21 protein-coding genes are annotated in these 24856 nt (G+C 68.6%); 13 read left to right on the forward strand and 8 right to left on the reverse strand.

Features of this window, described 5'->3' with window-relative positions; all coding sequences use genetic code 11:
- The first annotated feature begins 107 nt into the window (after positions 1-107).
- Complete coding sequence (locus LGM89_RS25445) at positions 108-1295, forward strand: beta-propeller fold lactonase family protein (RefSeq protein WP_226274316.1); 1188 nt, start codon at positions 108-110, stop codon at positions 1293-1295.
- 69 nt (positions 1296-1364) lie between these two features.
- On the opposite strand, the gene LGM89_RS25450 is transcribed toward LGM89_RS25445, so the two are convergent.
- Positions 1365-1760, reverse strand: coding sequence for a hypothetical protein (locus LGM89_RS25450; RefSeq protein WP_226274317.1), 396 nt, complete (start codon positions 1758-1760; stop codon positions 1365-1367).
- On the opposite strand from LGM89_RS25450, the gene LGM89_RS25455 reads away from it, so the two are divergent.
- Together LGM89_RS25455 and LGM89_RS25460 are read left to right on the forward strand one after the other, a co-directional pair.
- Positions 1748-4432 carry a glycoside hydrolase domain-containing protein gene (locus LGM89_RS25455; protein ID WP_226274318.1) on the forward strand — a complete coding sequence of 895 codons (2685 nt, stop codon included), beginning with the start codon at positions 1748-1750 and terminating at the stop codon, positions 4430-4432. The genes LGM89_RS25450 and LGM89_RS25455 overlap by 13 nt on opposite strands.
- 73 nt (positions 4433-4505) lie before the next feature.
- Positions 4506-7394, forward strand: a complete 2889-nt coding sequence (locus tag LGM89_RS25460) for a glycoside hydrolase family 2 protein (RefSeq protein WP_226274319.1) — start codon at positions 4506-4508, stop codon at positions 7392-7394.
- 129 nt (positions 7395-7523) lie between these two features.
- Here LGM89_RS25460 and LGM89_RS37220 read toward each other — a convergent pair whose 3' ends face one another.
- A complete protein-coding gene (locus tag LGM89_RS37220) occupies positions 7524-7658 on the reverse strand; it encodes a hypothetical protein (protein WP_006767081.1) in 135 nt (44 codons plus the stop codon).
- A 398-nt stretch (positions 7659-8056) separates the two neighbouring features.
- Between LGM89_RS37220 and LGM89_RS25465 the strand changes: the two genes are divergently transcribed.
- Both LGM89_RS25465 and LGM89_RS25470 read left to right on the forward strand, forming a co-directional pair.
- Positions 8057-8512, forward strand: a complete 456-nt coding sequence (locus LGM89_RS25465) for a hypothetical protein (RefSeq protein WP_089498915.1) — start codon at positions 8057-8059, stop codon at positions 8510-8512.
- Between the two features lie 70 nt (positions 8513-8582).
- The gene (locus LGM89_RS25470; RefSeq protein ID WP_089498914.1) at positions 8583-9395 is read left to right on the forward strand and encodes an alpha/beta fold hydrolase; all 813 of its coding nucleotides are present in this window, start codon (positions 8583-8585) and stop codon (positions 9393-9395) included.
- A gap of 90 nt (positions 9396-9485) precedes the next feature.
- On the opposite strand, the gene LGM89_RS25475 is transcribed toward LGM89_RS25470, so the two are convergent.
- The 3 genes from LGM89_RS25475 to LGM89_RS25485 are packed head-to-tail and all read right to left on the reverse strand — an operon-like array spanning position 9486 to position 13557.
- Positions 9486-11474 carry a DUF4034 domain-containing protein gene (locus tag LGM89_RS25475; RefSeq protein ID WP_226274320.1) on the reverse strand — a complete coding sequence of 663 codons (1989 nt, stop codon included), beginning with the start codon at positions 11472-11474 and terminating at the stop codon, positions 9486-9488.
- Positions 11475-11488: 14 nt separating this feature from the next.
- Complete coding sequence (locus LGM89_RS25480) at positions 11489-12271, reverse strand: DUF1266 domain-containing protein (RefSeq protein ID WP_089498912.1); 783 nt, start codon at positions 12269-12271, stop codon at positions 11489-11491.
- Positions 12265-13557 carry a hypothetical protein gene (locus LGM89_RS25485; RefSeq protein ID WP_089498911.1) on the reverse strand — a complete coding sequence of 431 codons (1293 nt, stop codon included), beginning with the start codon at positions 13555-13557 and terminating at the stop codon, positions 12265-12267. The genes LGM89_RS25480 and LGM89_RS25485 overlap by 7 nt, the downstream gene beginning before the upstream one ends.
- A 141-nt stretch (positions 13558-13698) precedes the next feature.
- Here LGM89_RS25485 and LGM89_RS25490 point away from each other — a divergent pair, with 141 nt between their 5' ends.
- Positions 13699-14016, forward strand: a complete 318-nt coding sequence (locus tag LGM89_RS25490) for a hypothetical protein (RefSeq protein ID WP_226274321.1) — start codon at positions 13699-13701, stop codon at positions 14014-14016.
- 153 nt (positions 14017-14169) lie between these two features.
- Positions 14170-15339 (forward strand): class C beta-lactamase, encoded by a 1170-nt coding sequence (gene ampC, locus LGM89_RS25495; protein ID WP_226274322.1) that lies wholly within the window; start codon positions 14170-14172, stop codon positions 15337-15339.
- Positions 15340-15366: 27 nt separating this feature from the next.
- Here ampC and LGM89_RS25500 read toward each other — a convergent pair whose 3' ends face one another.
- A complete protein-coding gene (locus LGM89_RS25500; RefSeq protein ID WP_226205131.1) occupies positions 15367-15747 on the reverse strand; it encodes a cupin domain-containing protein in 381 nt (126 codons plus the stop codon).
- A 177-nt stretch (positions 15748-15924) separates the two neighbouring features.
- Between LGM89_RS25500 and LGM89_RS25505 the strand changes: the two genes are divergently transcribed.
- Positions 15925-16587: an ankyrin repeat domain-containing protein gene (locus LGM89_RS25505; protein WP_226274323.1), complete on the forward strand. Its 663-nt coding sequence runs from the start codon at positions 15925-15927 to the stop codon at positions 16585-16587.
- 25 nt (positions 16588-16612) lie between these two features.
- Here the strand turns inward: LGM89_RS25505 and shc are convergent, their stop codons facing one another.
- A complete protein-coding gene (gene shc, locus LGM89_RS25510; RefSeq protein ID WP_226274324.1) occupies positions 16613-18667 on the reverse strand; it encodes a squalene--hopene cyclase in 2055 nt (684 codons plus the stop codon).
- A gap of 52 nt (positions 18668-18719) precedes the next feature.
- Between shc and LGM89_RS25515 the strand changes: the two genes are divergently transcribed.
- The gene (locus tag LGM89_RS25515) at positions 18720-19421 is read left to right on the forward strand and encodes a TetR/AcrR family transcriptional regulator (RefSeq protein ID WP_226274325.1); all 702 of its coding nucleotides are present in this window, start codon (positions 18720-18722) and stop codon (positions 19419-19421) included.
- Between the two features lie 76 nt (positions 19422-19497).
- Here LGM89_RS25515 and LGM89_RS25520 read toward each other — a convergent pair whose 3' ends face one another.
- A complete protein-coding gene (locus LGM89_RS25520; protein WP_089429909.1) occupies positions 19498-20298 on the reverse strand; it encodes a thioesterase II family protein in 801 nt (266 codons plus the stop codon).
- Between the two features lie 330 nt (positions 20299-20628).
- Between LGM89_RS25520 and LGM89_RS25525 the strand changes: the two genes are divergently transcribed.
- The 4 genes from LGM89_RS25525 to LGM89_RS25540 all read left to right on the forward strand — a co-directional run bounded on the left by LGM89_RS25525 (position 20629) and on the right by LGM89_RS25540 (position 24793).
- A complete protein-coding gene (locus LGM89_RS25525) occupies positions 20629-20838 on the forward strand; it encodes an MbtH family protein (protein WP_226274326.1) in 210 nt (69 codons plus the stop codon).
- Positions 20839-20966: 128 nt separating this feature from the next.
- Positions 20967-22394 carry an MBL fold metallo-hydrolase gene (locus tag LGM89_RS25530; protein WP_206148672.1) on the forward strand — a complete coding sequence of 476 codons (1428 nt, stop codon included), beginning with the start codon at positions 20967-20969 and terminating at the stop codon, positions 22392-22394.
- Between the two features lie 28 nt (positions 22395-22422).
- Entirely contained in the window at positions 22423-23313 is an 891-nt protein-coding gene (locus tag LGM89_RS25535; RefSeq protein ID WP_089476359.1) for a cupin-like domain-containing protein, read from the forward strand.
- A 70-nt stretch (positions 23314-23383) separates the two neighbouring features.
- A complete protein-coding gene (locus tag LGM89_RS25540; protein ID WP_226274327.1) occupies positions 23384-24793 on the forward strand; it encodes a hypothetical protein in 1410 nt (469 codons plus the stop codon).
- Positions 24794-24856: the final 63 nt, after the last annotated feature.

Genomic DNA, 24856 nt, shown 5'->3' on the forward strand with positions numbered 1-24856 from the left:
ACGCCGGATTTGCCGGCTTTCGGGCATCATGCGATGGCACCGACCCGTCGAGCAGCAGGGTCGATGCCATCCATTGTGTCCGCAACCGATCCGGAGAATCGACCGACATGCATTCGAATCCTTTTCGTCCGCGCAGCGCGCGCCTGCTTGCCGCGCTGACCCTCGCCACGACGGCCGTTGCTGCCCACGCCGCCGACTGGATCGTGTCCGGCAACGACGGCAAGTACCAGCGCGTCGAGGGCCGCGACACCTATCTGGCCTCGCCGCCCGCCGACACGCTGACGCTGCTCGACGCCAGCACGTTCCCGCCTAAGGTCGCATTGCAGGTCGACGTCGAGAACGGCATCCAGGGGCCGCCGCAGGCCGTCGCGATCGCGCCGGACGCGAAGCTCGCGCTCGTCGGCGCGCCGACGCGCTACGACACGGCCGCGAAGCAGCTCGTGTTCGACACGTTCCTACAGGTCGTGAATCTCGACGCCGCGCCGCCGTCGATCACGCGCATCGAGCTCGGCACGCATCCGCAAGGGATCGCGATCGACCGCTCGGGCAAGCTCGCGCTGGTCGCGAACGTCGACGGCAGCGTGTCGATCCTGCGCATCGACGGCACGAACGTGGCGCTCGACGGCAACCTGAAGATCGGCAAGAAGCGGCTGGCCGGGATCAGCTTCACTCATGACGGCAAGCATGCGCTCGTGTCGTTGCGCGACGAGCAGGGCATCGCGGTGCTGAACGTCGACGACGGCAAGGTGACCGACAGCGGGTCGCGCCTGAGCACCGGCGTCGCGCCTTACACGATCGACGTGTCGAGCGACAACCGCTGGGCGGTCGTCAGCAACGTCGGGCTCGCGGGGCTGCCGGGCTATACGGGCACGCTGGCGGGCGACGCCGATACCGTCGCGCTGATCGACGTGTCGCGCGTGCCGTTCCGCACGGTCCAGTACCTGACGGTGCCGTCGTTGCCGGAAGGCGTCGCGATCTCGCCGAACGGCAAGTGGATCGCCGTGCAGGCGATGGACGGCTCGAACCTGACGGCCGACAACCCGGGCCGTCACAAGATCGGCAAGGTGCTGCTGTTCGAGATCCGCGACGGGCAGGCCGTGAAGGTGAGCGAGTTGCCCGGCGGCGAAGCCGCGCAAGGCATCGTGTTCACCGCCGACAGCCGGCACGTGATCGTGCAGTTCAACGTCGAACGGCAACTGGCGCTCTATTCGGTCGAAGGCGGCAAGCTGCACGATACGGGCAAGCGGATCGCGCTGACGGGCGGGCCGTCTTCGTTGAGGACGTTGCCGCGCTGACGCGCACGGCGTTCATTCATTCGTTCCGTTCCGCCGGTTCATGCGGCGCCCGGATTCGCCGGGCGCCCGTCAAAGCACACCTCCTGTGCGTCGCCGTTGCAACGCAACAACGGCGGAACTTTGTACGCAAAGCCACTTAACGCCGGATTGTTTAGTTAAACAAACTGAAAATTCGGGAAACTTCTTGTAGTGAATAAACAGTCGTTGCGGCACTGTAAGCCCCTGGGAAGCCTGTGACGTTCCAGAAGGCAGGGCGGTGGAGGCGACGGTTGCGGCGGCAACGACCGTCGCCGGGTGTTCGCATCTGAAAGTCGGCGTGACGTCGTTTGGGGGGGTAGCCGACGCCACGCCGCGCGGCATCGATGTGCCGCGCCGGGCCGCAAGCCGGGCGGCGTGCCGGATGATCATCGGCGCCGGATCAATCGTTTTAATTAACGGTACTAAACGAAACAATGAAAAATCCACGACTCTTGCTCGTCGCCGCACTGGCTTGCGCGGCATTGGCCGCGTGCGGCGGCGACGACGTGAACAGTGTCCAGACGGCCAGCAACGGCGCAGGCGACACGCCGTCGACCGTCCCGCCGACGGCGGGGCCGTCGCAACCTTCCCGGCCGGATCAACCGGCCCCGCCGAAGCGCACCGACATGGCGTTGACGCAGTTCGTCAATCCGTTGATCGGCACGCAGGTCAACGCGGATTCCGGCTACGCGGGCAACGTGAGCCCGGGCGCGATGGTGCCGTTCGGGATGGTGAATTTCGGGCCGAACACGCCGCGCTACGACTTCAACGGCTCGGGCGGCTACCTGTCGTCGGGCGGGGCGGGCGGCACCATCGACTTCTTCAGCGTGACGCACCTGAGCGGCGTCGGGTGTCCGGGGCAGGGCGCGGTCGCGATGCTGCCGACCGACGCGGCGACGGCCGTGGCATCGGGCGGCCGGCCGATCGGCATCGGGTACCGCTACGCGGATGAAACGGCCGAACCCGGGTACTACAAGGTGCGTCTCGCGAACGGCATCGTGACGGAGCTGAGCGCGACCGCGCGCGCCGGCATCGCGCGCTTCACGTACACGAACAAGGACAAGGGCTTCTTCTCGATCGACGCGAAGCTGAACGGCAACAGCGATGCGGGCAGCACGAAGGTCACCGCGAACCACGTCGCGCTGGCGCTCGCGAGCGACGGCAAGTCGATGAGCGGGCAGGCCGTGGCCCCGGCGTTCTGCACGCCGTACGGCACGGTATGGAATGCGCCCGTGTATTTCTACGCGACCTTCGACAAGCCGCTGCGCAAGCAGGCGGGTACCTCCGCGGTGAATACCGCCAGCAACGGCGCGGCGACGCTGCAGTTCGACCTGACCGACGCGGACCGAACCGTCACCGTGAAAGTCGGGGTCTCGTCCGTCAGCGTCCAGAACGCGCAGGCGAACCTGAAAGCGGAAGGTGAGAAGGTCGCGTTCGACGACGCACGCAAGAACGCGTCCGGCCTGTGGAACGACCGGCTCAACACGATCCAGATCGACCAGGCCGCGACGCCCGCATCGCTGAATGCGACGCAGAAGGCGAACCTGATGAAGTTCTACACCGCGCTCTATCGCGTGTTCGGCACGCCGACGCTCTACAGCGACACGAACGGTGAATTCCGCAGCATGCGCCAGCCCAGGAACGCGGATGGCAGCTATCCGAAGTCGGTCGACCAGACCGGCACCATCCCGGCGCGTGCGACGGCGAAGGTCAGTGACTACGCATTCCGGCGTGCCGACGGATCGCAGGGCGGTGCGGGCAACCACTACACGGGCTTTTCGCTGTGGGACACGTACCGGTCGCAGGCGCAGCTGCTGGCGCTGCTCGCCCCGAAGGAATCGAGCGACATGATGCAGTCGCTCGTCGTCGACGGGTTGCAGTGCGGCGCGTTCCCGCACTGGGTCGACGGCAGCGACGACTCGACGCCGATGGCGGGCGACAACGCGCTGAACGTGATTGCCGGCGCGTACAAGTTCGGCGCGACCGATTTCGACCTGGTATCGGCTGCACGCCTGACGAAGCAGTCGGTGTTCGATCCGTCCAGCGCGTGCAACGATCGCACGAGCGCGGCGGGCCTGGCCAATTTCCTGACGGCCCACTACCTGTCGCAGAGCGATGACGGTCACTCGTCGTCGGCGACCATCGAGCGCGTGCTGAGCGACCGCTCCGCGGCCGCGTTCCTGCAGGCGCTGCCCGCCAGCGTGCTGAACGCGCCGTCGGTCGGCGTCACGCCGGACACCATCGGCACGCTGTACACGCGGGCCGGGTGGTGGCGCAACATCTTCGACTACACGAACAAGGTGATCGCCGCGCGCAACGCGCCGCCGGCCGGCTCGGCGCCCGGCACGCTGGGCACGCTGGTGCAGGGCGCGTTCCACGAATCGACGGAACCGAACTACTTCTGGACCTTCGCGCAGGACTGGAGCGCGCTGATCGATGCGATCGGCGGCAAGCAGGCGGCCGTCACGCGGCTGAACAACCTGTTCGCGATCACGACGCCGTTCTCGACCGTGCCGTCCTCCGGCAGCCTGAACGGCGGCGAATCGTCGAACACCCTGTACATCGGCAACGAACCGTCGTTCCAGTCGCCGTGGGGGTACAACTGGGCCGGGCAGCCGAGCGGCGCACAGTACGTTCTCCCGATCATCATGTCGAAGGCGTTCACGACGGCCCGCGACGGGCTGCCGGGCAACGACGACATGGGCGCGACGTCGAGCTGGTACGTGTGGGCGGCGCTCGGCATGTTCCCGGTCATTCCGTCGGAGGCGGGGCTCGCGCTGTCCACGCCGCAGTTCAGCGGGATCACGGTGTGGTTCGGCAACGGCAAGACGCTGCGGCTCGAAAGCGACAAGCAGGTCACGATGGACAGCGCGGGGCGCCCGTCGTTTGCGTATGTCCAGTCGCTGAAGGTCAATGGCGCGGACTACGCGGGGTCATGGCTGCCGCTGGGCAAGATCGCCAATGGCGGCACGATGCGCTACGCGCTGTCCGCGACGCCGACGCAATGGGCGGCCGCCGATAACCTGACGCCGCCGTCCGGGCCGAACGCGGACTACACGCAGATGACGGCCGGCGGGTCGGCAGCGGCGATGCGCATGCGCGAGGCCGGCGCGCGGTAAACCCAAGCGGGCACGACGCGCAGGGGCCACCCTGTGCGACCGTCGAGACGACGCCATCCGGGAGCACGACACCATGCAATCGAAATCGCGCCGGAAATTCCTGTCTTACAGCGCAGCACTCGCCGGTACGAGCTGGCTCGCCGGTTGCAACGGCGAAATCGATCCGGCAGCGGGCGCCGCCGGCACGCCGGGCGCCGACGGTCCCGCGACGGTCACACCGACCGTGCCGGGCGTGCCGACCGACCCGGCGCGCAGCCTGCTGGCCACGCAGGAACTCGCGACGAACTGGACGTTCGCATCGGCGAGCAGCCTGCCGGGCGTGAGCGGGGCGCAACTGTCGGGCGCGGCCGGCGTGACGGGCATGGCGCCGGCAACGGTGCCCGGCACCGTGCTGAACAGCATGATCGTCAACGGCAGGTATCCCGATCCGTTCTACGGCCGCATCGTCACCGACACCCTTCCCGATACGCTGAAAGACACCGACTACTGGTACCGGACGACCTTCGCGGCGCCGGCGCGGCAGCCGGGGCAGCGCCTGTGGCTGCGCTTCGGCGGCGTCAACTACTGCGCCGAGGTCTGGCTGAACGGCGCGCTCGTCGGCCGGCTGGAAGGCGCGTTCACGCAGCGCGCGTTCGACGTCTCGCGGCTCGTGCCGCAGGCGGGTGGCGCGGCCCATCTCGCGGTGCGCGTGGTCAAGCTGGAGTTCTCCGAAGGGCCGCTGCTGCCGAGCTACCAGAGCGGCGTCACGCGTGGCGGGCGCAACGGCGGCCCGACCGGCGTCACGCTGAAGAACGGGCCGACGTTCTTCTGCTCGGCGGGCTGGGACTGGCTGCCGACGATCCCCGATCGCGAGCTCGGCATCTGGCAGCCGGTGACCTGGTTCACGACCGGCGCGGTGCGCATCGCGGCGATCCACGTCGCGCATACGCTGTCCGCCGACCTGTCGCGCGCCGAGCTGCGGCTCGATCTCGAACTGGACAATGGCTCGGGCGCCGATCTCGTCGCGACGCTCGTCGGCACGATCGGCAACGGCGCGCCGTTCAGCCACGACATCGCGATTCCCGCGTCGGGCACGACGACGAAGGTGTCGCTCACGTCGTCGGAGATCGCGGCGTTGTCGATCAGGCAACCGCGCCTGTGGTGGCCGAACGGGTACGGCGAACCGACGCTTCATGCGGTGACGGTCGGCGTCAAGGTCGGGCGCCTGCTGTCGGACGAGCGCACGCTGAACATCGGCCTGCGCCGCATCGACTATGCGCGCGACATCGGCATGGGCAAGCAGTTGAGCATCACGGTCAACGGCCTGCCGATCCTTGTAATGGGCGGCAACTGGGGGCTCGACGAAGCGCTGAAACGCATTCCGCGCGCGCGGCTGTTCCACCAGGTTCGGCTCCATCGCGATGCGAACCTCAACCTGATTCGCAACTGGAACGGGCAGAGCACGAGCGACGATTTCTTCGACGCATGCGACCGCTACGGGATCCTCGTCTGGCAGGATTTCTTTTTCTCGACCGAAGGAGACGGGTCGGGCCCGGCCAACGTGCCGCGCGATCTCGACAATATCCGCGACTTGATCGCACGCCACCGTCATCGACCGTCGATCCTGCTCTGGTGCGGCGGCAACGAAGGTGCGCCGCCGCCGGCACTCGTCAAGGGGCTCGACGCGCTCGTCGCCGAGCTGGACCCGCAGCGCCTGTGCCTCACGAGTTCGGCCGGCGATACGGGCGCCGGCGCGGTGAACGGCTATTCGTCAGGCGGGCCGTACAACTGGGCCTCGCCGCAGGCCGCGTTCAGCCGCGGCTACGGCACGACGTCGGTCGCGTTTCACAACGAAGTCGGTTCGCATTCGATCCCGACGCTCGAATGTGTCGAAGCGATGCTGCCGCCCGCCTCGTACGAATGTCCCGACGACTTCTGGGCCGATCGCGACATGAACGGCAACGGCGCGTACTACCCGGCGGTCGGCAAGCAGGGCGGCGCCGGCTACATCGCGATGACGGCGCTGCGCTACGGCGCGATCCGGAATCTCGCGGATTTCGTGCGCAAGGCGCAGATGATGAACTACGAATGCATCCGCTCGATCTACGAGGCGAACGCGGCCGTGATGATCGGCCCGGTGGCCGGGAAGATCACGTCGCCGGCGACCGGCGTGATCATGTGGATGACGAACCCCGCGCAGCCGAGCTTCGTGTGGCAGATGTACAGCCACGATCTCGACGCGCACGCGTCGTTCTTCGCGGTGCGGCACGGGTGCCGTCGCGTCAATGCGATTCTCGATGCGAGCACGGCCGACGTGACGATCGCGAATCACACGGCGGCGGCCGTCACCGGCCGCGTCGAGATGCGCGTGTACAACCTCGATGGCACGCTGAGCAGCCGGACGAGCGCGGATGTCGGCGGCGTCGCGAAGGCGTCGTATCGCGTGGTGGCGAACCTCGCGTCGGCGCTGGCCGCCGCGAAGTCGGACGTGTGCATCGTCGCGCTCGCGCTGACCGATTCGGGCGGCACTATGCTGGCCGAGAACGTCTACTGGCGGCAGCGCGACGGGGGCGACGACGCATACACGTCGCTCGACACGATGCCGGGTGCGGCCGTGTCCGTCCACGCATCGTCGGCCGAGGCCGACGATGCGACGACGCGCATCACGGTCGACGTCGCGAACCTCGGCGCCGCCGTCGCGCTGATGACGCACCTGCAGGTATTCGATCCGTCGACCGGCGCGCGTGTGCTACCGGCGTTCTACAGCGACAACTACCTGAACCTGCTACCCGGCGGGAAGCGGCAGATCACGATCGACCTGCCGCATGCGGGCGGCGCGCCGGTGTCGCGCGTCGCGCTGCGCGTCGACGGGTGGCGGCTCGATCGCCCGAACTGCCGGCTGGGGCTCGGCGGCGTGCCGGTCGTGTTCAACGAGCGCGCGCTGGCGGTCGCGCCGGCGGTGCCGACGTTCGCGGCCTGCTGACGGGGGTGTGGGCTGCGTGAGGGCGCGCCAAGCGGGAGCGAGCCGGTGAGGCGCCGGGTTGAAAGCCCGCGGCGTTCGCTTCAGGCAGGCTTGCCGTGACGGATCGGGAAACGTGTCGAGCCCGCGCGCTTACGGGCGCAGCAGATCGAACCCGCCGAATACGACGACACCGCTCAATACGATCATCGCGACGGAGTGCTGGCCGAAGTAGAGAATCGCGGCGGCAAGCCACGTCGTGATGCAGAAGGCGCCGATGCGGGCCATCGTGTGTTCCTCGAATACGTGATGAAGTGCGTGCGCGCCGCATGGCGCTCGCCGCTCGACAGGGCGAGCGGGGCACCGGCGGACGAAAAAGGCGACCCGCGCAGCCGCGACCGCGGCGCCGGCACGTGCCGCGTGCCGCGCCCGGAAGGGCGGGAGTCGAGGCCGGCGGCGTTGCGCGCTGGTGCCCGGAGGCGATTGGCGCACGAATCCCGCTGGCGAAGCCGCGATTTTACCAGCGCCGCCGGGCCGTCAATCTGGCCCTTTCGTGGCTAAACCGGTCGATCTTCGGCTAAATCAGTCCGGCCCCGATACTCAAGTTTCGTGTGACGAATGCCGTAAACAATCTGGAAGGCGTTTCCTCCTCCGTCACGACGCCTCCCAACACACGGACCGACACCATGCAGATCGACTTCTCCACGACGACGCGATCCCCGCTGGCCGACAGCAGCGCGAGCGCAACCAAGCCCGCCGCGACGTCGTCCACCGGCGACGCCACGAGCACCACCGGCACCACCGGCACGGCCGACGCGACCGGCACCGCCGGCACGAAGGATTCGACCGGCGCCACCGGCCAGACGCTCGGCGCATCGGGCGCGTCGTCGGACCCGGCGGTCAGCCAGTTGAAGGCGCTGATCGAGCGGCTGCAGAAGCAGCTCGCGGCACTGGAGCAGCAGATCGCGAGCGCGAGCCAGCGCGCGAAGGACGACCCGGCCGCGGCGATCGAACAGCAGTCGCTGAGCGCGCAAGCCAGCGCGATCTCGGGGGCGCTTTCGACCGCGATCTCGCAACTCGCGGCGGCGATCCAGAAATCGGGCGGCTCGCAGGCGGGCGGGCTGGTGTCGACGCAGGCCTGACCGGTCGCGGCCGCGTCGGCCGCACGCATTACAATCGCGAGCACGTCTCCCTCGACAGGACGGCTGAACGATGCATGCGGAATTCAACGACGACGACCTCGCCCGCTTCGAATCGCAAGGTGGCACGCCGCTGCCGGCGGCCGATGAGCAAGGATGGCTGGAACACGACGGCGCGCGCATCTGGCACGCGTCGTTCGGCCATGGCCCGGCGGTCGTGCTGCTGCACGGCGGCCTCGGCCACGGCGGCAACTGGGGCAACCAGGTGCCGGCGCTGCTCGCGGCCGGCTACCGCGCGATCGTGATCGACAGCCGCGGCCACGGCCGCAGCACGCGCGACGCGCAACCCTATTCCTACGAACGCATGGCCTCGGACGTGCTGGCGGTCCTCGACGCGCTGCACGTCGACCGCGCGCGCTTCGTCGGCTGGAGCGACGGCGCGTGCATCGCGCTCGTGCTGGCCGACCGCGCGCCGGAACGGGCGGCCGGCGTGTTCTTCTTCGCGTGCAACATGGACCCGGGCGGGACGAAGGAGATCGTGCCGAGCCCGCTGCTCGACCGCTGCTTCGCGCGGCACCGCAAGGACTACGCAGCATTGTCCGCGACGCCGGACCAGTTCGACGCGTTCGTCGCGGCGGTCAGCGAAATGATGCGCACGCAACCGGATTACCGCGCGCAGGATCTCGCGGCGATTGCCGTGCCGGTGACGATCGTGCTGGGCGAGCACGACGAATTCATCCGGCCCGAGCACGCGGCGTACCTGGCGCGCACGATTCCTGGCGCGACGCTGACGACCCTGCCCGGCGTGAGCCATTTCGCGCCGCTGCAGCGGCCCGAGCGGTTCAACGCGGCGATGCTGGCGTTTCTCGACCGGCTGCCGGGGTAATGCGCGGGACGACCACGGGCTGACCGTCCGGTCGAGATTCGGACGGCGCGCGCGGCCCGGCCCCGGGCGCGCGCATTTGCCGCCCGGGGTTCAGACCATCGCGTTGTCGGCGCCGGGAATCTCGTGCGCCTTGATCTGCTTGCGCTGCATCTTGAACCGCAGCCTCGAGAGCATGCCGTCCTCGTAGCTGATGCGCGTGATGGTGCGCACGAACTCGTCGTCCGGTGCGATCGCCTGGGCGCCCATGATCCAGCGCACGCCTTCGCGATAGTCGTAGAGCGACTTGTCGCCGATGTCGGCGAGGCAGAACGACAGCGTGGCCATCGCGGCGGGATGGCCGGCTTCGGCATGCTGGCGCAGTTCGTCGAGATAGCGATGGCGCGACGCGTGATCCTCGATGTCGCTGATGAACATCAGCATGCTCTCGAGCGCGTCCGTATGCCCCATCTCGTGCGCCTTGCGCGCGGCCTCGACGGCCTCGACCTGCATGCGCGCGCGCTCGGCCCGATCCGTGCTGGTCTGGCCGATGTGGTGGTACGTGTATCCCAGTTTATAAGCGGCCACGTTGCCGCCGGCCTCCATCGACTCGCGGAAGAAGTGGGCGGCGCGGTACGGGTCGGCCTCGACATGCGTGCCGTCCCTGTAGAAGCAGCCGAGCAGGTAGCCGCATGAATTGCCGCCCGCCTCGTAGCCGAGCTGGCAGATTGCAAAGGCATCGGCCGGGCGCCGGTTTTCATCCTCCATCGCGGTGGCGAGCTGGTTCCACGCGAGCGAGCCGGGTTCGTTCAGGCGCGCGGCTTCCAGCCATGCAGCGCCGCGCGCGTCGTCCTGGGCGAAGCCGAACGTGCCGGTGCGATGCGCGTAGCCGCGCAGGATCATCGCCGCCGTGCAGGCGCGTGCGTCCGACGCACGCTCGATCGCGCCGGTCAGCCAGTCGCCATGCGGATCGAGGGCGAGCATCAGCCGCAAACCCATCGCCATCGCGCGGTTGTCGTCGATCGGTCCGTGGCGCTCGGCTTCCTGGAGCCGCACGTATGCCTGTTCGTCTTCGTTGCGCATGAAGTGACTGCGCGCGAGCCAGTGCAGTGTCTCCCAGCGGTGATACGGATGCAGCGCGGCGTTCGCGCGGGCGAGCGTCGCGGTCATCGCGCGGCGTACGGTGTCGTCGTCGTCATCCGAATCCAGCGTCTCGCCGTAGTACTCGTCGCGCCAGATCTCGTGGCGCAGCCGGTCCTTCTCGACCGCGTCGAGATGCGCGCACGCGTCGGAATCGACGAAGGCGCGGACGTGGTCGTGCGAGCCGCCCCAGCGCGGCTGCATGTACCAGATGAACGTGCGCATCGAGAAGTACTGGGTCGGGTGGATATGCAGCGTCGCCTCCATCCAGTACCACTTTTCCTTGCGCAGCTTCTTGCCCTGGACGGGGCCGGGCAGCGCGTCGGGAAATTCCACCGGGCAGGCGACCGGCTGGTCGGGATTCAATCCCGAGCGCGCGAGCATGCGCTGCAGTTCGGCGCGCGTGGCTTCGTCTTCGGCGCCGACGTTCAGGTGCAGTTCGGTGACGGGCCAGCGGCGCTCGCGCACGAGCTGCGTGAGCCACTCGGGCTCGCCGAACGACGACACGCTCGTGAAGATCACCTTCGGCGCGCTCCACATCGTCGGCGCGAGCACCAGCGCGCGCAGCGCCGCGACGATCGTCAGCGCCGCGCACGCATGCGCGCCGATCCAGCCGGCTTCGGTCACCGTCTCGGCCCAGCCGCCGCCGCGATACTCGTACGCCCAGTGGTGCCAGTAGTGCGCTTCGCACAGCCACGCATGCGCGGAGCGCGGATTCGCGGCCTGCCATGCGCGCAGGCGCGCGAGGCCTTCGGCGCCGGCTTCGATGCAGGGTTGCACGTCGGCCGGCAGTGCGTCGACGTACCGCGCTTCGGCGGTGCGGTCGCCGAAGCTGGCGGCGAGCGCGGCCTCGAGCTGCGTGTCGAGCGCGGCAAACTCGCCTGCGCGCAGCAGCGCGTCGACGTCGCAGACGAACCAGCGGGATTTCGCGGGCGGAATCAGGTCGGCGGAAACGGAGGACATGTCGGTGTCGGCGGTCATGACGAAACGGGTTGGGGATCGAAGATGCGGTAGCGCTTCCACGGCAGTGAAAGCCAGTTTCCGGACGGATTGCGCAGGTGCTCGCGCACTTCCTGGGTCGCACGCGACGACGCGGGGCCGTCCTGGCCGCTGCCGCGCAGCCAGTGCTGGCGCGCGCGTGCATATGCGAGCCCGAAGTCTTCCCAGCTGTCGAAGCTGTCCTGCGCGCGCTGGGCATTGAGCAGCAATACCACCCACGCATGCTGTTCGGACGCCCAGCCGAGCAATGCGATGCAGCGCACGAGAAACGCGGTGCGCGCGCAATCGAACGCCAGCGCATCGCGCACGCGGCCTTCGGCCGCGAGCTGTTCGTAGAAGCCTTCGTGCGAGCGGCCGACGCCGCGTATCCAGCCGGCGAGGATGGCCGGCACGCGCTGCACGACCTGCCACTCGGGCAGGTCGGCCGGCAGGTCGAGTTCGCGTCGCAGCTGGGCGGCGAGCTTGTTGCGCTGCGCGTCGGGCAGTGCGTACACGAGCGCGTCGCAATCGCAGCGCAACCCGTTGCGGATCAGCAGGATGTCGGCGAGTGCAAGCGACCAGCGGCGGCGGTTCGGCGGCGCCTGCTCGGCCAGCGATTGGGCGAGCTTGACGGCGGCGGTCTGCCGGACCGTGACCGCGGCGTCGGCGCCCGCGACCTGGTCGGCATCGACTTCGCGCACCATCCGCGCGGCGACCCGGACCGACCGCCACACGTACCACACGACCCACAGCACGGCTGCGCCGATCAGCCATTTCAGCATGGCGCGCTCCCGTCTGCCGGCGCAGGCAACGCGAACGTCGCGCACAGCGCGGGATCGATCGCGATGCCTTCGATCTCGAACGCGGTGGCTGCCGGCGGTGCGCCGCCGGGCGCTCGCGCGGCCGGCAGCGCATCGGCCGGCAATGCGTGGCGCGCGGCCGCTGCTACGGCCGGGTCGATTTGCCGAAGCTGGCCGAGCGCATGGGGCGCGTTGCGCAGCAGCAGCCATTGCAGCACGGCCGGCGGCTGCGGGAAGTGCTCGATCAGGTGGAAGTTCTCGCTCATCACGCTCAGCAGATGGTCGGGCGAGCGCACGTCGGTGACGAAGGTCCATTCGCCGGTGCCCGCGCCCGGCGTGTCCGGTTCGAACACGAGCCCCATGCCTTCGCAATCGGGATGCCGCTCGCCGCGCGGCGCGAGCGCGCGCAGGAACTGGCGGACGTCGTCGGCGTAGCGGCGCACCGGATGGCGATTCTGCTTGCCCTTGATCTGGTCGATGCGCAGGCCGTTGCCGGTCACCTGCAGGCTGATCGTCACGTGCGGCTGGTTGCCCGCGCCGCGCAGCGTGAACAGGCGCAGCCGGCCCTCCTGCGCGGCTTGCGCGTACTGTTCGCCGTAGCCGCCGCGCAGCCGGCGGCGATCCGCGAACTGGCCCAGGCAGTGCTGCATGTAGTACGACTCGTAGGCGAGTTCCTCGCGCAGCGCCGCATGATCGCCCGCGAATTCGAACACGATCCCGTTCGGCGTGCGCAGCACCTCACGCAGCGCGAGGCCGCTGCTCGGCACCCAGCCCTTGTCGCGACGCGCCTGCATGCGCTGGTGCTCGCGCTCCCACATGTCGAGCGCCATGGCGCACGTGATGCGCTGCAGCTTCTGCGCGAGCCGCGTGCCGGCGCGCGAGCGCAGGAATTCGACCAGCACGCGCTCGCGGTCGGTCAGCAGCATGTGCTCGGGATCGATGAAGTAGAGCGGCTTGGGCTCGACGGCCGGCAGCGGCGCCGAGTCGGCCGCCGCGCCGGACGCCGGTTGCGGACGGAACCGGCGCACGAGCCAGTCGGGCGCCGGCCGGTCGGCGCCGGCGAGCGCGCGGTAGTCGGCAATCGAATCGAGCGGCTGCGCCTGCTCGAACGCGCCGACGACCCAGCGGAAGAAGTGGTTGCCGAGCCACGCGCGGATGTCGGCCGGATCGCCGCGCTCGGCGCTGCGGCGGGCGATGGCTGCCTTGATGTCGGGCGCATTGACGACATCGCGCGGCCGATAGGCGGACGCGGCCACGGTTTCGGTCACGGGGTTGCTCTCCGGTCAGGCAGGGCGTGCGCGGGCCATGCGCGCGGGACCCTGGCGGTTCTTTAGGCTGGCGGGCGATGCGGCGAACGGGCGCGCAAGTGGCGCGCGGCGGCGTGGCGTGTACCCGCTGCGGAGCGGTCGATGCGTGAAAATCACGCGACCGGGCGACAACCCATGACGCGGGAGCAGGCGATCAGCGAATGGCGATTCATTGTTTCTCTCAGGATGGATCTTATTTTTTGCTTCCGCGAGTCTACTGCGATCCGCGCGGGCGAATCAATCGCGCGATGCGCCAGCGCATGGGGATCTGACAAGACTTATCTCTTTTTCACCGATTTTCGATGCGATGCGATTCGGCCGCCGGATTGCATGCTGTTAAAACCGACAGGTTTTTCCGGCAAAACGACGAGCGGTTCGGGAATGGCATCAGGTCAAAGCAGTCCTTCGCGTATCTCATAAGTTTTTCTTTCGGCTCGCGCAACATATCGTCGATTGTTGGCGGCGGATCGACAGCGGATAGTCCTGCTTCGGCAGGCCGGCCACTGCGACTACCGCACGGCATGGCCGGGTCCGTTGTCCACGCAACCATCAGAACTCGAAGGAACCGCAACCATGCGATTCAACGCGACACGCTTCGCCGCGACCCTGCTCGTCGCCGCGTGCGCCACCGCCACGGCCGGCCGCGCGGCCGCCGTCACCCAGGACGCGCTCCACGACACCGTCACCCGCCACATCGCGCCGTTGATGAAGCAGTACGCGATTCCCGGCATGGCGATCGGCGTCGTCGCCGACGGCAAGCCCTACGTGTTCGACTACGGCGTGATGTCGACGCAATCGGGCAAGCCCGTCACCGGCGATACGCTGTTCGAAATCGGCTCCGTCAGCAAGACGCTGACCGCGACACTCGCGGCCGACGCGCAGGAGGGCGGCGAACTGTCGCTGGCCGACCCGGTGGGCAAGTACCTGCCCGCGCTGCAGGGCAAGCCGTTCGGTGTCGTGACGCTGCGCGATCTCGGCACGCACACGTCCGGCGGCCTGCCCGTGCAGGTGCCGGACAGCATCCGCGACGACGCGGGCCTGATCCGCTATCTCGACGCGTGGCGGCCCGCGCACGCGCCGGGTACGTACCGTACGTATTCGAACGTGTCGGTCGGCATGCTCGGGTGGCTCACCGCGAAGGCGATGCACAAGGATTTCGCGGTGCTGATGGAGCAGCGGCTCTTTCCCGCGCTCGGCATGACGCACACGTACATCAACGTGCCCGAAGCGCGCCAGGCCGACTATGCGCAGGGCTATACGCAGGACGGCAAGCCGATCCGGATGACGGGCGGCATGCTGTGGCAGCCGGCCTACGGCGTGCGGACCACGGCGGCCGACCTGCTGCGCTTCGTGCAGGCGAACATGGGGCTGATCGAAACCGCGCCGCGCCTGCAGCGCGCGCTCGAACGCACGCACACCGGCTATTTCCGCGCGGGGCCGCTGACGCAGGACCTGATCTGGGAGCAGTACCCGTATCCGGTCGCGCTGCCGACGCTGCTCGAAGGCAACTCGATGAAGATGTTGCGCGACGGGTTGCCGGCCGCCGCGATCAAGCCGCCGCTGGCGCCGAGCGCGGATACGTGGATCAACAAGACGGGCTCGACCAACGGCTTCAGCACCTATGTCGCGTTCGTCCCGTCGAAGCGGATCGCGATCGTGATGCTCGCGAACCGCAGCTATCCGAACGAGGACCGCGTGAAGGCCGCGTACGGGATCCTCGGCGCGCTCGACGGCCGGCGGTAACGTTTCCGACGCCGGGGCCGGTGCGGCTCATTCCGTCGGCTGCGCTTCGTACGCGACGAAGATTTTCCGCGTGCGCTCGACGACTTCCCACGTGCCGCGAAAGCCCGGCGGAATGACGAAGCGATGGCCGGCACGCAGGGTTTTCGCGTTGCCGTCCTCATCGGTGATCACCGACGTGCCTGCCAGGATCTCGCAGTATTCCGCTTCGGTGTATGCGACCCGCCAGCGGCCAGGCGTGCTTTCCCAGATGCCGGTCGAGAAGCGGCCGCACGGGCTCGTGAAGCCGGGCGTGAGCGTCTGCAGCGGGTCGCCTGCCAGCAGCTTCTCGGGCGGCACGCGGTATTGCACGGGTTCGCCATTCGGGGCGAAGGCATCGGTGATGGTGGAAATGTCGAGCACGGCTGGCATCCTGAGTCGAAGTGAAATGAACGCGCCGACGGCGCGTTCGCATGATTCCATACTTGCGGGCGGGTTGGGCGGTTGCCGGCGCCGCCTCTCGTGTCGCGCGCGCACGGCCGTGGCGAACGCTTATGATGAGCGGACGACGCGCCGGCTGGATGCGCGAGAGGCGAAAGGAGAAAACGGTTGGGCATCACATGGGATGGAATCACGGGCGCCGATGTGCTCGACGACGCGCAGGTCGCGAGCCGGCACGCGTTGGCCGATGCGGCGCGCAACGGCGACTGGGCGACGATGCTCGACTGCATTGCAAAGGAGCACAAGCTTGTCAACGCGACACGGCTTGGCGGGACGTCGCTTTATACGCCGCTGCACCAGGCTGCCTACGGCGGCGCGCCGCAAGCGGTCGTCGTCGAACTGTTGCAGCTCGGCGCGTGGCGCATGCTGCGCGATGCAGACGGCGCGCGCCCGGTCGATATCGCCGCGCAGCGCGGGCATCGGCACCTGCTCGATCTGCTGACGCCGCAGCCGCGACGCTTCGTGCCCGCCGAAACGCTGCGCGACATCCAGCGCCACTTCCACGAGATGATGCTCGGCCGCATCGCACGCCTGCGCGTCGATGCGCTGCGCCTGCCCGAACTCGAACCGCTGCTTGAACTCGACACGCAAGCCGGACGCGTATGGTTCGCGGTGCCGGGCATGTATGGCGGCTTCGGCTATGCGCTGCACGCCGACGGCGCCGCGGCCGTGCTCGTATCCGAAAGCTGGAGCCGCGTGGTCGGCGGCTCGGGCCAGCGGCACGAGATCACGGCGCATGGCTGCACGCTGGTCGAAGAGGGCTTCGTGTGACGGCGTTGCGCCGTCACGTTACCGCTCAGGCGAGAACCGTGACCGCTGACTTGACGGCCGTCGCACCGTGCGCGGCCGACGCTCGCGCGGCCGCCGCGCCCGCCAGCCGCCGATAGCGCGCGAGCGCCCACAGCGGGAAGTACGCGGTATAGCCGTGATACTTCAGGTAGAAGATGCGCGGAAAGCCCGGCGCGTTGTGCGAGCGGTGCCACCAGAAGCCGTCTTCCTGCTGGACCGACAGCAGATACGCGATGCCGCGCTTCACCGAATCGGATTCGCAGTCGCCGAACGCCATCTGCGCGAGCAGCGCCCACGCGGTGAAGTTCGACGTGCTCTCGCCGCCATTGGTGCCGCCCAGCTTCGGGTCGATGTAGCTGTCGTTCGTCTCGCCCCAGCCGCCGTCCGCATGCTGTCGCGAGCGCAGCCATTCGATCGCGCGTGCGATATACGGCTGCGACTTGTCCTCGCCGGCGAGCGCGAGGCCGGCCAGCACGCTCCACGTCCCGTAGATGTAGTTCGTGCCCCAGCGGCCCCACCAGCTGCCGTCGGGCTGCTGCGTGCGCTTCACGTAGTCGATGCAGCGCGCGACCGACGCGCGTTCGTCCGCCCGTTTCGTCACGCCGAAGCACAGCAGCACGCGGCCCGACACGTCCTCGGTCGGCGGATCGAGCAGCGCGCCGTGGTCGGCGAACGGGATCGCGTTCAGGTACAGGCGGTCGCAGTCGGCGTCGAATGCCGCGAAGCCGCCGTTGCGCGACTGCAGCCCGCGCATCCAGTCGAGCGCGCGTGCGACGCGCGGCGCATACGGGTTCGTGCCGTCCGCGTTCGCATGCGTGCGGCCGCGGCGGTCGAGCATCGCGGTGACGACCGCCGTATCGTCGATGTCGGGGTAGTACGGGTTCGCGTACTGGAACGCCCATCCGCCCGGCTGGACCTCGGCCGGCGCGTTCTCGATCCAGTCGCCGCGCAGGTCGTTCACCTGGCGTTCGGCCAGCCAGTCGTACGCGCGTGCGATGCGTTCGTCGAGCGCGCGCCGTGCGTCGCCCGGCTCGCCGTCTTCCGCCGCCGCCACGCCGCGTGCCTGCTCGAGCGCCATCGTGCTCCACGCGGTATCCCACACCGGCGACAGGCACGGCTGGCAATACATGCTGCCGTCCGGCCGCGTGACCAGCAGCTTCTCCAGCGCGTTGTCGCAATCGCGCCGCAGCGGATGGTCGTCCGGGTAGCCGAGCACCTGCATCATCTGGTTGGCATACACGATCGGCGGGAAAATGCCGCCGAGCCCGTCCTCGCCGTTCATGCGCTCCGCGCACCACGCCTCGGCGTGGCGGATCGCGCGCTGCCGCAGGCCCTTCGGCATCAGCGGTTCGACATGGCGCACCGTGCGGTCGAGCGCGAGGAACAGCCGGCGCATGCCGCGCGCGGGCGGGAAGTACCGGCGTTCCTCGTCCGGCGGCGTGACGAACAGCTCGCGGATCGAGACGTTGCGCGGATTGCGCGCGCGCGCCTTCAGCGAGCACAGCACCAGCAGCGGCACCATCGTCGTGCGCGCCCAGTACGCGACCTTGTACATCGAGATCGGCACCCACTTCGGGAACAGCACGAATTCGATCGGCATGAACGGCGTCGCGCGCCACGGCACCTGGCCGAACGTCGCGAGCAGGATGCGCGTGAACACGTTCGCGCGGGCCGCGCCGCCGAGCTTCAGGATCGCGTCGCGCGCGCGGACCATGTGCGGCGCATGTTCGCTGTCGCCGGCCGCCTTCAGCGCGAAGTACGCCTTCACGCTGCACGACACGTCCGGATCGCCGTCGACGTACAGCGCCCAGCCGCCATGCGTGTCGAGCCGCTGGTTCGCGCGCAGGTAGCGCGCCATCTTCTCCTGGCGGATGTCGTCGATCTTGTCCATGAAATGCATCATCAGGATGTATTCCGCGGTGATCGTCGCGTCGGATTCGAGTTCGAAACACCAGCTGCCGTCAGGCTGCTGGAGACGCACCAGGGCGTCGCGTCCACGGGCGATGGCGGTGTCGAGCGCGGACCAGGGGGAGGAGGTCGGTGTAGTCATGCGGCGGATCATACCATCCGGCCGGAATGTTTATATCGAGACGCCGGGTGCTACCATCCGCACCATGAAAAAACACCTCGAACCCGCGCCGCACGATGCGTCCGCGCCCGTCGAACCGGCTGGAACGGCCGGTGCGCGGGCGCCTGAAGCCGCAGCGGCGCCGGCCGTCCCCACCGCCGGCGTGCGTCGTAAAAAAGCGCCGGATCAGGTGCGTGCGCAGCTGCTGGCGGCTGCATCGGAAATCGCGACACATCACGGCGTGGCCGCGTTGACGCTCGATGCGGTGGCCGAGCGTGCCGGCGTGACGAAAGGCGCGCTGCAGTATCACTTCGCGAACAAGCAGGGGCTGCTGGATGCGCTGTTCGGCCAGGCGACCGAGCGGTTCGCCGCGCAGATGGCCGCGCGGGTGGCGGCGGATGCCGAAGGCGCCGGCGCGGTGGCGCGGGCCTACATGCACGCGGTGCTCGACGAGTCGCATTCGGTCGCGAGCACCGATGTGCTGCGCGTGCTGGTCGCGTCGATGATTACCGACCAGGACACGCGCGCGCGCTGGTCGGTGCCGATGCGGGAATGGACGCGGCCGGACCCCGTGCCGCTCGAGCAGGCCGCGACGCTGATGATCTGCCGGCTCGCCGCCGACGGGCTGTGGATTTCGAAACTGCTCGACAGCCTCGAGATCTCCGCCGAATTGCGCGCGGAGATCGGTCGGCAGCTCGACGCGATGAGCCATGGCGTGTTCCCGAAGGGGCGCGACGGCGCCGCGTGACGCATGCGTCGCGGCGGCTGGCCGCCCGGGCGCCCTGGCGCCCGCGCGACTGCCGGCATCACCGCGCGCGTCGACGTCAGCGGCACGGGCCGGCCGACGCCTCGGCGGTGTCGCATCGCACCGCATCGGCCAATGCCTCGCCGATCGCGTGCTGAACGGCGGCCGGGTTTTCCAATAGATAGAAGTGCCCGCCGTCGAACGCGCGGAAGGTGACCGTGTGCCGTGATGCGCGCAACCAGTCGCGCTGCCCGGCGGGGCTCAGCAACGTGTCGTCGCGGCCCGAGAAGACCGTGACGGGGCAGGGCAGCGCCGTTGCGGACGGCAGCGGGAAGCATGCCTCGATCACGCGGAAATCCGCCTTGGCCAGCTTCAGCAGCATCGCCCGGAGCGCGTCGTGCTCGGCCACTTCGCGCGGCGTGCCGCCGAGCGACACGACATAGTCGACGATGTCCGCGTCGTTGCGCCGGTGCACCGGCGCGCCATCAAGCGGCGCGTGGCGATGCGGGTAGAACGGCGCATCGGTGCCGGACGCACCGAGCCAGACGGGCGGATGCCCCAGTTGCGCCATGTCGCGCGCGAAACAGTACGCGATCAGCGCCCCCATGCTGTGGCCGAACACCGCGTAGTCGCGCGGCAGCAGCGGCCGGAGCGCCCGCAGGAAGTCGATCAGTTCGGACAACGTATCGATCGCGCGCGTGCCCAGGCTTTTGCCGCGACCGGGCAGCTCGATCAGCCAGACCTCGATATCGTCCGGGAAGGACGCCGCCCACCGGTAGTAATTGGCCGCCGCGCCGCACGCGTGATGGAACACCAGCAGCCGGTGCCGAGCCGTCGGGCGCTCGCGCGGGATGGTGAGGGTACTGGGTAGCAAGGCCATGCGTCGGGACTCCGCTTTAAAAACGAACCATACAAAATATTCAAACAATTAAGCCGATTATCGATTTAATCGAAAGGACAGGTTGTTTGTCATCAATTCACATATTTATAAACAATGATCGTGATTATTGGCCGGCGCCGCTTATGATTTACTTTGTTTTTATTCAATAGAAATGTAATTGTTTTTGGATGGCTTATGGTAAAGTCTGCTCGCTTCGATTTCAAAGTGCTTGCATCGTTACCCGGCATGGCTGGGCGTGCTGTTTTTATGGAAATATCGAATCATGTTATGCGTGTGACACGCTTGATCGATTATTGAAACGAGAGAGACATGGAAGCCGAAATGCCGAACCACGACGCCATTTTCAAGGTGGTCGTCAATCACGAGGAACAATACGCGATCTGGCCGGACGACAAGCTCGTGCCGGACGGCTGGCGGGCGGCGGGCCCGTCGGGAACCCGGGACGCCTGTCTCGAATGGATCAACGCCAACTGGACCGACATGCGGCCATTGAGCGTCCGGGTCGCGCTGTCGGCCTGACGGTCGACGCGTCGCGCCACGCACGGCGCAATAAAAGATAAAGGAACGATGCGGCCTCTCGCGGCCCGATGACGGGGCGCGCGGGCGCATGCAGCGTTTCGCCGAGAGAATCCGAGGGTAAACACACCATGTCTGTCGATGATCGCCTGGGGGTCTTCCTCAATACAGGCATTCTGGCTTCGCGCGCGCATGACCTGGGCCGACTGATCGAGCAGCAGGACGCGCTCATGCAGCAATTCATGGCAGCGAAATTCGAGCCGGCCGCCTGCGCCGCGCTGTTGCGCGATGCGATTGCGCGCTATCCGTTCCTGGAGGAGCTGTTCGATCCGGATTCGGTGGCGGCCGGCGGCTGTATCGCGAGCCGCGCGCTGCTCTACGATCTGCATCAGCAGCGCGACCGCTGGACGCTCGCGCTCGCGCCGCGGCACGGCGAGCCGATCGTGCTCGACACTGCCGCCGGCGACGTGCCGCAACTCGCGAACGCGCTGCGCGACGCGCTGCAGCGCAACCACTGGCAGCCGCTGTCCGCGCTGTACGCGGATCCCCGCCTGCTCGGCTGCGAACGGCCCGCGGGCGACGCGGCGCTGGCATGGCCGGCGTTCGACGGCCCGGGCATCCAGCGGCTCGAACACGCGTCGCTGCTGATCGCCTCCGACACCACCCGCCTGTTGACCGACCCGATCAGCCTCGCGATCGGCGGCAACGTCGGCCTGCCCGATCTCGATCGCGCGCCGTCCAACCTGGGCCAGCGGATCGACGGCATGCTCGTCACGCATGGCCATCTCGACCACTGGCATGTCCCGACGATCCTGCGGCACGGCGGCGACGGATCGGTGCCCGTCATCGTGCCGCGCATCCCGGTCGCATCGCTGCTGGCGCAGGACGACATGCAGCAGTCGCTGCGTGACGTCGGGCAGACGGTGCTCGCGCCCGGCTGGGGCGAGACGGTGCGGATCGGCGACATCGAGATCGACATCCTGCCGTTCTACGGCGAGCAGCCGACCATCGGCGCGGCCGTGCCGCCGCACGACGTGCGCAACTGGGGCAATTGCTACCGGGTCACGACGCCGCAGTTCTCGGTGATCCTGCTCGTCGACAGCGGCGAGGATGCGAAGGGCTCGGTGATGGACGTGATCGACCAGTCGGTCGCCCGTCGCGGCCGGCCCGACCTGGTCCTGAGCTGCTGCCGCGAACTGCGCAAGGCGCCGTTCTGGCAGGGCCTGTTCACGTTCTGGATGGTGCTGCCGATGACCGAGCTGCAACGCCTGCCGCGCATCGCGGAGGCGGGCGACGGCCCGTCCATCACGCTCGGCCCGGACGGCATCGGCGAGCTCTGCGCACGCGCCGGCGCGCGCGCGTTCGCGCCGTATGCGAACGGGTTCTGCGGCATCGCCACCGAGATCGGCGACATCGGCTGGATCAACGGCGAGCCCGCGGAAGCCGACACGCTCGACCAGATCGACGCGCGCATCGGCGCACTCGGCGGCGCCACCCGCGTGATTCGCTGGCTGCCCGGAGACGTGCTGCGTCACCACGGCGACTGGCAGGTGTCCTGATTTTCTTCCCGTCGACAGGAGCCCCACGATGACTGGCAGCAAGATTGTGCCGATGCCGCGGATTCGCTACGACGGCAGCCGCAGCATGCGCGACGTTCTGGCCGGACTGAAGCATCCGGCCGTGCTGGAAGGCTTCATCGAAGCCTGGCCCGCGCGCACGCGCTGGACGCCGGATTTCTTCGTCGAGCGCTACGGCGAGCACGAGATCACGGTGGAGACCTCGCAGCTGTCGCCGACGCCGACGCAGCCGGACCTGTACCTGGGCGCGCGCCGCTACGAGACCGCACGCCTCGGCGCAACGATCCGGGCGATGCAGGCGCAGGGCAGCGCCCGCACGGCGTACATCACCTACGCGGCGATCTATTCGACGGCGCCGGCGTTGAAGGACGACATCGCGCCGCTGCACGAGCAGCACGGCTTTCCCGGCTGGATGCCGCACTGGCTGCGGCGCAGGCTGGTGTTGCGGCCGGGCTTCTGGCTCGGCCCCGCCGGGATCTCGTCGCCGATGCATTTCGACCGGCACGAGAACCTGAACGTGCAGGTGTACGGCCGCAAGCGCTGGGTGCTGTTCGCGCCGGGGCAGTCCGCCAACGTGTATTACCGGCAGCGCCGCGACCTGCCGGTGATCTTCAGCCCGGTGGACATGAGCGATCCGGACCCGGTGCGGTTTCCGCGCGTGCAGTCGGCGCCGCGCCACGACTTCGTGCTGGAGGCGGGCGAGGTGCTGTACCTGCCGCCCGGCTGGTGGCACTACGTGGAATCGCTGAGCGATTCGATCAACGTGAATTACTGGTGGTGGTCGCCCCGCGCCGTGCGGACCTTCTGCCGGGTCGAGCTCGCGAGCCTGTGGCAGGCGCTCGCGCGCCGGTGGGGCCGCGCGGCTGGCACGGCCGGCAAGCCGATGTCGATGCCGCGCTGACGCGCCGGCGCCACGCCGTTCGTTCTATCGGGCCGCCGCGCCGGCGGCCGTGTCTCTCCAGGAAGCCATGATGCAGAACGAGTTTGATTTCACCGTCATCGATGCGCTGTACGCGACCGGCTATCACGGGCCGCGCGCGCTCGACAAACCGGAGTTCTACTGGCGCTCGATGCTGGGCTCGATGGTCGCGTATCGCGACAGCTTCTTTCGCCCGCTCGGCGAGGAGATCGCGCCGGCCGACGCGCGCGACGGCATCGAGATCGAAGCCGCGCGCTGCGAGTACGAGGGCAGCCGGTTTCATCACGCGCTGCCGATGAACATCTCGTCGCTGCGGCAGTTCGCGAACCACTGGCATCTGGTGCTGCCGACCATCTCGACGCTGCGCGACGGGTATTGCCGCCTGCGCGGCCACGACGGCGCGGTGTCGATGCTCGACCTGTGGTTCATCAGCAAGCTGTGCCAGCTGCTGCCCGCGTACCTGATCCGCCGGCGCGAGCAGCCGGCCGACCCGGATGCCATTCCCGTCGTGCCGTCGATCATCTACCGGATCTCGCTCGGCATGCACCGGATCGTGCATATCTCGCTGATCAAGCGGATGGCGTCGGGCGGCGATCCGGCCGCGCCGTGCCTCGCCAGCGACGCGTATTACCTGGTCGCCGAGGCGGCGGGCCTGCTCGTCGGCCGCAACTCGGTATGCGCGGGGCCGCAGACGATGGTCGAGCAGGCCTATCGCGCGATGATCGAGCCGGCGCCGCTGGCGGGCGCCGAAGCGAGCGCGGCCGAGCCCGGCTTCTACCGCTACGCGGCGGCGTTCCTGAAGCTCGAAGCCGAAAAATACCTGTTCGCGGTGCGTGCGGCGCAGCAGTTGCGCGCGCTGATCGTCGCGCTCGACGCGGTGCCCGGGCACGCGCGCACGCACGCGTTCCGCGACGCGCTGGCGCGCTTCGAGGACTGGTCCACCGAACACACGAGCCCGCTCGCGCACGAAATCGCCCGCGAGGATCTGACGATGCTGCTGCAGGGCGACGAGGCCGAGATCGCGCGTGCGCGGCAATGGCCGGCGGGGACGGTGCTGCGCCAGATGACGGCCGGGCTGAACCAGCTCGTCGCCGCGGCGGACCGGATGTGCGTGGCCACGCTCGGCGCGCACGGGCCGGCGCTGCTGGCGGAGATCGACGCGATGCGCGATGCGCCGCGCGACGCTGGCGCATGGTCGGCCGACGCGTTCGCGGCGCACGGGCTCGACGCGGCGGCGGCGCGGGCGACGGCGGATGCGCTCAATACGTACCTGCACGACGAGCGCGCCGCGCAGCGGATCTTCACGCGGCTCCAGCAGGAAGTGGATCGCACGCTCGGCATCGACGACGCCATCGAGCCGTACTCGGCCGACGACATCGCCGCCGTGTTCGGGCCGCGGCTGCGCCACTGCATCGCCGAACACTTCGCGGCACCGGACGTCGCGGACCACGCGGTCCGTTGAGGCGCGGCGCGCCGGGCGCGACCCGCCGCGCCGTCCTCCATGTCCTTCACGTCCTTCATGCAT

The organism is Burkholderia sp. AU31624, from assembly GCF_020420065.1.
Classification (GTDB): domain Bacteria; phylum Pseudomonadota; class Gammaproteobacteria; order Burkholderiales; family Burkholderiaceae; genus Burkholderia.